This is a genomic window from Prevotella sp. ICM33, assembly GCF_000517825.1.
Classification (GTDB): domain Bacteria; phylum Bacteroidota; class Bacteroidia; order Bacteroidales; family Bacteroidaceae; genus Prevotella; species Prevotella melaninogenica.
The window spans coordinates 1-9525 of the sequence record NZ_JACD01000047.1 but is presented as its reverse complement, the minus strand read 5'-3'; the positions used below and the strand labels follow the sequence as shown (position 1 = coordinate 9525).

Sequence of the window (9525 nt, the reverse complement as noted above, 5' to 3'; positions counted from 1 at the left end):
GCTCATTCCCCTTGTAGATAAAGGCATATAAGATGTTTTAGGTCTCTTTTTGTCACTTATACCGAAATTTTATTTAAAAAAGATATAGAATTACTTGTTATTATGAAAAATAATATTTATTTTCGTCCCATAATATGTTTCTGTTACATGATTACGTGTTTGCAGATTATAAAAACCTATTTTCAATGTTACTATGAGAGAAGAAGCCTACAAAGTCAAAAGAGAATTTCTCGTTTTATTGAAGAGGTGCCATTTGCGCATATGTATGTTATGTGTATTGATAGCCCCTTTATCTCAGTATGTGCAATCTACTTACGCAGATTCTTTCACTCGTGAGTTTTATAATGGACAGGAAGTGTCTCAAAAACGACACGTATCAGGAATAATAGTGGATGAAAAAGGAGAAACCCTAATTGGTGTGACCGTTGCTGTTAAGAATGGCAAGAATATGTGTCTTACAGATGCTGAAGGACATTTCAATATATGGCTAAACTCTAATGAGTCAACTCTTGTAATCTCATACATAGGTATGAAAACTATGGAAGTTGCTGCGCTTCATGATGGTCCTTTGAAGATTGTCATGAAGGTTGACGATAATCCTTTGAATGAGGTTATTGTAACGGGTTATCAGACGTTGTCTCGTGAGAGAACAACAGGTTCGTTTAATGTTGTAACTGCAGATAAGTTGAAAGATAAGTTACAAACGAATATTATTAACCGATTGGAAGGAATGGTCCCTGGACTTGTTTTTCAAAATGGTGAATATTATCTAAGAGGTATGTCAACTTTACGTGGTGGCCCTACTCGCAATGAACCTTTACTTGTGGTAGATGGACTCCCTTTCGAAGGAAATATCAGTAGTATAAACCCTTCAGTTGTTAAGAATATAACTTTCCTAAAAGATGCTGCTGCAGCCTCTATTTATGGTGCACGAGCTGCTAATGGAGTTATAGTTATTACAACTATTGATGGAAAGGGAAATGGAAAAACTTCGGTTCAATATGATGCCAGTATAAAGTTCACTCCAGCCCCAAATATGAGTGGACTACATCGATTGAATAGTAGAGAGTTAGTTGATTTACAAAAGGATGGATTCAAATATGATCCTGGTCAATATGCCTATCTTGACCCACGTGAAAGGGTTAATCCTGTTTTGGAACTTTTGTATAAGAATAGAGCAGGAATGATAGATAATAATGAATTAGAAAAAGGCTTAGAAGTATATCGGAATTTAGATAATCGAAAGGAACTTGAAGATTTCTACACGAAAACAGGAGTTAGGCATCAACATAATATTAGCATTTTAGGTGGTAACTGGGCTAATCGTTATGCTGTTAGCCTTAATTATGATGGGAATAGCTATAATGCTCGATATCTATCATCAGAGAGATATGGATTTAGCTTACGTGATAACATTGGCTTCTTTAGATGGCTAAATGCTGATCTCAGTGTGACAGGTAGTTTTTCACGTGATAAAGGTGATACTGGTATGGGACAGTTTACAGATATCTACCATAATTACCCTTCATATACAATGCTTCGTGATAAAGATGGAACACCAATCAACTTTCCTAAATATAAGTCCGATTATGAATTAGAACGTTTGAAAGAACTTGGTCTTATGGATGAGAGTTTTAATCCGATTACAAATCGAAAAGAAGAGAACTTCATAACGAAAGATCAATATTATAAGATTCAGCTTGGATTAAACTTTAAGATTGCAAAAGGTTTAAATTTTGATATTCGTTTCCAGACTGAGAATACTGTGAGTAAGACGACAGAGTTTCATAGTGCAGAATCCTATTATGTACGTAATATGATTAACGATGCTGCACAGTATAATACTATGCGCAAGACTCTTACACTCAATGTTCCAAAGGGGTCTCAAATGGGTGAGTATAGAAGTGATATGTCTGCTTACACGTTGCGTGCACAGTTAAACTTCTCCAAGGAATTTGGGAAAAACTCTATTACTGCAATTGCAGGTGGAGAGCGGAGACAAAAAAAGTCTACAGGAACCTCTATCTATTATATGGGCTTCGATGAAAGTAGTTTAGGATATAAGCCTGTTAATCCGTTGACACTATCATCACTTATGCGAACAGAATCGCTCAATGGTTATTTCATGTGGCAGTCTATTTATAATAATTATATAACGGATGTAGAAAATCGTTTTGTGTCCTTTTATAGTAATGCTGCTTATTGTTTTGATAATCGATATGATATAACCGGTAGTATTCGTGTAGACCAATCAAATCTATTTGGTACAGATCCCAAGTTTCAATATCGTCCGCTTTGGTCAGTTGGTGGTGCGTGGCATATTAAGCGAGAGAAGTTTTGGAAAGGTAGAGCATCATGGATTGATAATCTAACCTTAAGATTGACCTATGGTATTGGTGGAAATGTTCCGAAAGATGCAGGACCTTATCTTACTTTAGAAGCAGCACGTTATAATCAATGGAGTAGAGATTTTGCATCTGCTATTAAGAATCCACCTAATCCAACACTACGTTGGGAGAAGACGGCTACAACAAACATAGGTGTCGATTTCGCTTTCTTTGGGAATCGTATCACAGGTGCCTTGGAGTTCTATAACAAACGTTCGAACGATTTGTTGGCGAACAGGGAAGCTGATCCGACACTTGGATGGCGAAGGGTTACACTGAATTATGGTACAATGTATAACCGCGGTATTGAATTTATGTTGAGTAGTAATAATATAAGAACAACTGACTTCTCATGGTCTACGACTCTAAACTTTGGTTATAATAAGAATAAGTTGATAGATATAGATGACTCTGATATTAATGTCTTCGGTATAACTTCTGGAAATGCTTCTGTAAAGGGTTATCCATTGGGGGCAATCTTCAGTTTTCGTTATGCAGGATTGAATGGAACAGATGGTACACCACAATATTATGTCGATGGTGGGAATCGTGTTGCAAAGGAAGTTACATCTTTGGATGATCTTGCATATTCTGGAACAAGAATCCCAAAATATAATGGGTCTCTCACTAATATTTTCACTTATAAGAGTTTTAATCTCTCTATTATGTTTGTTTATTATGGTGGACACGTACTTCGAGGCGAGGCTGCTCCTTTCCTTTCTGTTGCCCCAACAACAAATGTGAATCGAGATATTCTGAATAGATGGCAACAGCCGGGTGATGAGAAACGAGCTAATGTTACTCCAGCTTTTACTGGGTATAGTCTTGATGCAACAACGGTTCGCCACCCTTGGTATGCTGCAGATGTTCATGTTATTAAGGGAGATTATGTAAAGTTACGTGACTTGTCGCTTACCTATAACTTTGATAAGCAGCTAATTGGGAAATGGGGGCTTAGTAATTTGGCTCTGATACTACAAGTGCAGAACCTCCTGACTTGGCATGCAAATAATGAAGGGATTGACCCAGAGGCTCTTGGAACATTTGGTTACGGATGGGGACAAAGAGGTATTCCTAACCCAACAACTTGGACAATTGGTTTATCTGCTAAATTTTAAGTTAATAAGAAATGAAGAATGTTACGACAATATTGGCAATCTGCGTTGTGGTGATGCTAACGAGTTGCAATGATTTTCTTGATATAAAGCCTAAGGGTGAGAAAATCCCTACAACGGTGAGTGATTATGAAACGTTACTGAACTATGAAAGTGTACAGAAAGTTTCAGACACTTATCCTGCATACCTTACGGATGATGTTTTTCTTCCTGATGTTGCAGAAGGTACTGCTACGCCTGGATTAAACAGTGTCGATCAGTCTATTCGTAATCTTTATCTTTTTAAGAAGGAGGTTTTTGGCGATGCACAAGATGATGGATTTTGGTTTGCTTCTTATAACCGAATTTATTATTACAATACGGTTATAGATAATATCATGAATGCAGACGGCTCTGATGAACAACAAAAACTCTCTATTCGGGCTGAGGCTTTGATAAGTAGGGCATTGGAGTACCTTTATCTTGTTAATGGTTACGCAAAATATTATGATGTACGTACGGCGGAGTCTGACCCAGGTGTACCTCTAATATTAGATGAGGATATTTCAAAGAAGAACCTTGTTAGGGCAAGTGTGAAGGATGTTTATGCACAGATTCAGTCTGACTTACAAACTGCTTTGCCGAACTTACCTATGCAGGCTAAAGGAAATGCTTTTAGAGCATCAAAGGCTGCAGGATATGGTGTTTTGGCTAAAATGTATTTGTATATGGGTAATTATGCTGAGGCTTTAAAGGCTGCAAACGAAGTATTGGAAATAAACAATTCTTTATTAGATTTGAAGAAGTATGCAGTGGTTAAAGCTCAAAGTTCTATAGGACGCACCAATGTTCCGCAAGATATTGATAATCCTGAAAATATCTATATCAAGTTTGCACCATACGTGTATGGGTTGAGTTCTAAGGTCTTTGGCTCTGATGAACTTATTAGCCTCTTTTCTGAGGATGATATGCGACTTCAAATCTATTTTACAAAGAACTTCCGTAATATCCCAACAGATAAGTATGTCTGGGCTCCTTACTTACGAGCAAATTTAGCTGTGTCATCTCCTGAAATCTATCTTATTGCTGCAGAATGCGAAGCACGGGAAGGGTCTGTTGAGCGTGCCATGTCTCTTATTAACAAGTTACGAGATAATCGAATCAAAAACAATACTCCTCTTGTTGCTATAGATAGGAGTGATGCGTTACAGAAAGTGCTTGAAGAGCGTAGACGCGAACTTGCAATGTCAGGTATGGTGAGATATATCGACCTAAAGCGACTGAATGTAGAGTCACAGTTAGCAAAGACTGTAACGCATGTAACAAGTGAGGGGACGTTTAGTTTGGAACCCAATTCTCCTCTTTATGTACTTCCTATACCTGCAAAGGTCATGAGGTTTAATAAAAATTCAATGCAGCAAAATGAAAGATAATATTATGCTACGTAGAGATGGACTTTTATTCCTTTTACTATTCTTTAGTTTGTTTATTCAATCTAAGGGGGTAACCCTTGTGGGACGTGTTTCTAATCCTGCAATTAAGCAACTCTATGTTTTTTCTGTTTATGATGAGCAAAATGTTTATTTGCTTCCACTTGATTCAATAAGAGTTGTGGATCACGGTTTTAAATATCATAATGATACGTTGAAATCTCAGCTGCTCTTTATTACTCCTGTTTCCGAGAAGAAAGATGTGGAGGCAGCCTTCTTGCAAGGTTGTTATATCTTTCCTTCTAATGGTATGAATGATTTTGCCTTTTCTCTTAGCGCAACAAAGGGTATAAAAGTCGAATCAAGTAGTTCGCCTTTTCAGGCTCTTTATGAACAGTTTGTGAAAGAGCGTGATAGAGTAGGGCAAAAACAACTTCTTGACTCACTTGATCAAGTGTTCTATGCTGCGAGAGAAAAGAATGATAGCAGGGAGATGGAAGAAATAAAGAGAACAACTGCTCCTATTTATAATAATGCTTACAAACAACTGCGCTCTTGGTTTGACACACAGATTACTGCACAGCGTGGCACCCCTTTTGGGATTTATCTCTATTATACATATAAACTGCAGCATTCTAAACTTGATACAAAAGCAAAGGTTGATGAGGCAGAACGTATGTTACAGGGATTTGGTCCAGACTTGCAAGATTCTCATTATTATCAGCTTGCTTTTAGAAAGGTGTTGAAAGCAAAAAGCACACTTGTAGGGGAGAAGGCACCAAATATAGTTGGTGTTGATGAAACAGGGAAACGTATCAGTCTAAATGATTTCCGTGGGAAGTATGTATTGGTAGATTTTTGGAGTTCAAGCTGTAAATGGTGTCGTAAGGAAACGCCCAATATCCGTAAAGCATACGATGATTTTAAGTCTAAGGGTTTTGTAGTGTTAGGTGTATCTACTGATCTTCATAAGACTGAGTGGCTAAAAGCGATTGAGACAGATAAGGCTACGTGGAATCATCTTTTATTACCAAAGGAACAGCGTTCTCGTGTTTTAGAATCATATAATATTATTTCTATCCCAGAGATTTTGCTCATTGATCCAGAAGGAAACATTCTTGCTAAGGGTTTGCGTGGTGAGCGGATTTATGAAACAGTAAAAATGTATTTGAAATAGAGCTTAGCAGGCTTGTAATATTATTGTTTGTTTTAATTTAGTTTGCTATCATTTTTAACACTCTTGGTACTGTGTTTATTATCAGTACTTTATATCTAATAATAGAGTGATAGAAATGACAGCAAACTTTTATTTTATAATGTTGTCTTTTTTAAATCTAACTTCATTTATAATCATGCTATGTTAATGAACCCCTGAACACCTATGAGTGAGAGTTATCGTTATGTTTTATAAGTTTGCTATTTTAGTAGTTAAGAACTGATTTGAATTCAAGAACCTGTTTTGTAAACTCACAACTTTATTTTACCATCTAAATTGATAATAGTGTTGTCTATAAAATTGTTATTTTATCAACCTTATTGTTAAATAACAAAAAAAAGTAATGATAACTTGAAGATTATTACGATGTTACCGTTGGGTAACTTATCTTTGCGGTTACCAATTGGTAACATAAACAAATAATAGAATGAAGAATCGAGAACAAACAGAAAGTAGAATACTCGAAGCTGTCGCAAGTATCGTAGAAAGCGAAGGATTCGAGAAGCTTGGTATCAATACAATAGCTTCAAAAGCTAATGTTTCGAAGATGCTGATATATAGGTATTTTGGTGGACTTGAAGAGTTAATTGCACAGTTTATAATGCAGAAGGATTATTGGGCTAATACAGGTACTGTTATTATCAATCCTCAATCTGTAGGAGACAGTATAAAGAATATGTTCCGTAAGCAGATCGAGCAATTACGAAACGATGTAACTCTACGACGTTTGTGTAGGTGGGAACTGTCCTGTAACAATACAAGCATTGAGCAGCTTAGAGATAAACGTGAAGAAAATGGATGCAGTCTAATCAAACTGGTAAGCACATTAACAGGTTGTCCTAATACAGAGGTTGCCTCTTTAGCCAGTATACTCTCGGCTGCTATCAGCTATTTAGCTTTGATTGAAGACCAATGTTTGTCATATAACGGTATTTCTTTGCAAACTGATAAGGGCTGGAATGAGATAATGAAAGGGGTAGAAATGATAGTTGACTTATGGATAAAAAGTATTCAAGAATGAGAAAAGTAATTATTGTATTTGTTATTTTTATGGGATTTATGGATAATATAATGGCACAGAATCCAGACTATCTGTTTATGATTGAGAATGCTTGCAAGGCTCCTTCTGGGCATAACACACAGCCTTGGTTGTTTAAAATCAGAGAGTCAGAAATTGATATATACCCTGATTTGTCAAAAGAGTTACCTGTCGTCGACCCAAGTCATCGAGAGTTATTTGTTAGCTTAGGGTGCGCGACAGAGAATCTTTGTATTGCTGCTCAAGAAAAGGGGTATCAGACCGAAGTTAAAGTTATTAAGAACTCCTTTATTCGAGTTCTACTTACAAAAGATAAGAAAAAGCAATTTGATTCTTCATTGTTCTCTCAAATCGCAGTAAGACAAACAAATAGAAGTGTTTATGATGGAAAAGAAATTCCTAAAGATAGCATTAATCTACTTAAAGCCACTTCTAATGACCCCTCTATTTCTATTTATTTTTACAAAAGGGGAACTGTTGATTATGAAAAGATTGCTAATATGGTTTATGCTGGTAATAGCTTACAAATAAATAATGAAGCTTTTAAATCAGAGCTGACAAAGTGGATGCGTTATAATAAGAAACATCAGAATAATACAAGAGATGGATTGAGTTATGCTACTTTTGGTGCACCAAATGTTCCTCTATTCTTGGCAAAGTTTATCATGTCAAAGGCTATCAACGCGAAAACGCAGAATAAAGGTGATCGGAAAAAGATAGCTTCAGCATCTCATTTTGTACTTTTCACAACAAAAGATAATACAGTTGAACAGTGGGTTGCACTTGGCAGAACCTTGGAACGGATATTACTGCGTTCAACGCAGATGGGTATTGCAAATGCTTATCTCAATCAGCCTAATGAGGAAAATGATATTACAAAAGAAATGGTAAAGCAACTTCAAATCTCTAACGAGTACCCGACTATTCTTATAAGGTTAGGCTATGGAAAGAAAATGCCTTATTCGCTAAGACGCGATTATAGGTCATGTATTCTTCCTGCAGATTAAAGTCGAGAAGCATGAAGTAAGTTTTTGATATAGGTGAATCATCAAAATCTTTGGCGTGGTGGATATTTAGTAGGTTAGAATTGTCTGCCTAATATTTGTCCATCACGTTTGTATTTATAATTGAGCTAATCCCCAATTATCTTTTTGTTTTAGTTTGCTGTCATATTTAACATTCTTGGTACTGTGTTTATTATCAGTACTTTATAGCCAATAATAGAGTGATAGGAATGACAGCAAACTTTTATTTTATAATGTTGTCTTGTTAACCCCCACTTTCATATCTCTAATTTGTAGAACAGTACAATGTTAATAAAAACGCTGTATGCCAATGACAGAGAGCTATAATACGAATTTATAAGTTACGTGTTAATGCTCAGCACTTGTGGTGTTAATGCTTAGCACATATTGTGCGGATGCTTAGCACCAATGGTGCGGATGGTAAACTCCCTATGCAAATGGCTCTTTGTGATAGGGAGTAGCTTATAGAATAACTTATGTTTTCAGTGAAACTGCAGGGAAGTTATAAGGGATATTATTACCAGTTTATTCCAAATCCTATACTTGCAAAGACGATAGTTCGGTCTTTGTATAGATTTGTTCGTGAGTTATAGTGGCGGACGCCCAATCCGAATCTTGGCTTGATTTTGCATGTTCCTAAGTCGGTGAACGCCATTGCCTCATAATAGTCATATTTCCAATCACTATTTTTTCGTTTCATATTACTGCCATATCCGATTTGTACACCAATATTACAATTCTCTGTGTGATAGACTATGTAGCCAAGATTTAAGCCTACAATGTGACTATGAGCATAGTCTTTTACACCATTTTCTTTAAAGAGAGCGATAGCGTTCTCATATCTAAGGTCTGCATATAGGTTATCGGTAATATTATAACCTAAGTCGCAACAGAGTTCGTAAGGCTTAAATTCTTTAGTAAGTCCTGTTCCTTGGATCTGCATTAAGGTCCTAAATGTCCCTTTCTGTGAGAATGCTGCTATTGGAATTAGTAATAGGAAAAGAAGGATAAGTCTTTGTTTCGTTTTCGAAACAAGGAAGTCAACGTAAGATAGTTTTCTCATTGTAACTGGATTTAATTAAATAATAAATACTCGTTACAAAAATAGAAAATATAATGTTTCATGTCAAGTCTTTTTGGAGATAAAGTTTGAAAGATTTTTTAGGGTCTTCAGGATTTTGGAGTGATAAGGTTTGCTACTTAAGGTTAGGTTTCTGTCGAAATGTCACACGGAGAAAAGGAGAGGACGGAGGATTATTAAAACAAAGCAATAGAAGTAACGGAGGCACCGTCGGTGCATAGAGCGACGGAGCTTGTTTGCCAATTCTATTAGC

General features: G+C 36.3%; 6 protein-coding genes. 5 read left to right on the top strand and 1 reads right to left on the bottom strand.

Going from position 1 to position 9525, the window contains the following annotated elements; genetic code table 11:
• Positions 1-193: 193 nt before the first annotated feature.
• The 5 genes from HMPREF1505_RS05405 to HMPREF1505_RS05385 all read left to right on the top strand — a co-directional run bounded on the left by HMPREF1505_RS05405 (position 194) and on the right by HMPREF1505_RS05385 (position 8173).
• Positions 194-3505 carry a SusC/RagA family TonB-linked outer membrane protein gene (locus HMPREF1505_RS05405; RefSeq protein WP_036923590.1) on the top strand — a complete coding sequence of 1104 codons (3312 nt, stop codon included), beginning with the start codon at positions 194-196 and terminating at the stop codon, positions 3503-3505.
• 11 nt (positions 3506-3516) lie between these two features.
• A complete protein-coding gene (locus tag HMPREF1505_RS05400; RefSeq protein WP_036923588.1) occupies positions 3517-4914 on the top strand; it encodes a RagB/SusD family nutrient uptake outer membrane protein in 1398 nt (465 codons plus the stop codon).
• Positions 4904-6088 carry a peroxiredoxin gene (locus HMPREF1505_RS05395; RefSeq protein WP_036923585.1) on the top strand — a complete coding sequence of 395 codons (1185 nt, stop codon included), beginning with the start codon at positions 4904-4906 and terminating at the stop codon, positions 6086-6088. The genes HMPREF1505_RS05400 and HMPREF1505_RS05395 overlap by 11 nt, the downstream gene beginning before the upstream one ends.
• A 466-nt stretch (positions 6089-6554) precedes the next feature.
• Positions 6555-7148, top strand: coding sequence for a TetR/AcrR family transcriptional regulator (locus HMPREF1505_RS05390; protein WP_036923583.1), 594 nt, complete (start codon positions 6555-6557; stop codon positions 7146-7148).
• Entirely contained in the window at positions 7145-8173 is a 1029-nt protein-coding gene (locus tag HMPREF1505_RS05385) for a nitroreductase (protein WP_036923581.1), read from the top strand. The genes HMPREF1505_RS05390 and HMPREF1505_RS05385 overlap by 4 nt, the downstream gene beginning before the upstream one ends.
• 535 nt (positions 8174-8708) lie before the next feature.
• On the opposite strand, the gene HMPREF1505_RS05380 is transcribed toward HMPREF1505_RS05385, so the two are convergent.
• The gene (locus tag HMPREF1505_RS05380) at positions 8709-9254 is read right to left on the bottom strand and encodes a hypothetical protein (protein WP_231480343.1); all 546 of its coding nucleotides are present in this window, start codon (positions 9252-9254) and stop codon (positions 8709-8711) included.
• Positions 9255-9525: the final 271 nt, after the last annotated feature.

Excerpts from the sequence above, each read along its gene's own strand:
- HMPREF1505_RS05400 (WP_036923588.1), top strand. The coding sequence starts at position 3,517 with ATGAAGAATGTTACGACAATATTGGCAATCTGCGTTGTGGTGATGCTA.
- HMPREF1505_RS05385 (WP_036923581.1), top strand. The coding sequence starts at position 7,145 with ATGAGAAAAGTAATTATTGTATTTGTTATTTTTATGGGATTTATGGAT.
- HMPREF1505_RS05390 (WP_036923583.1), top strand. The coding sequence starts at position 6,555 with ATGAAGAATCGAGAACAAACAGAAAGTAGAATACTCGAAGCTGTCGCA.
- HMPREF1505_RS05395 (WP_036923585.1), top strand. The coding sequence starts at position 4,904 with ATGAAAGATAATATTATGCTACGTAGAGATGGACTTTTATTCCTTTTA.
- HMPREF1505_RS05405 (WP_036923590.1), top strand. The coding sequence starts at position 194 with ATGAGAGAAGAAGCCTACAAAGTCAAAAGAGAATTTCTCGTTTTATTG.
- HMPREF1505_RS05380 (WP_231480343.1), bottom strand. The coding sequence starts at position 9,254 with ATGAGAAAACTATCTTACGTTGACTTCCTTGTTTCGAAAACGAAACAA.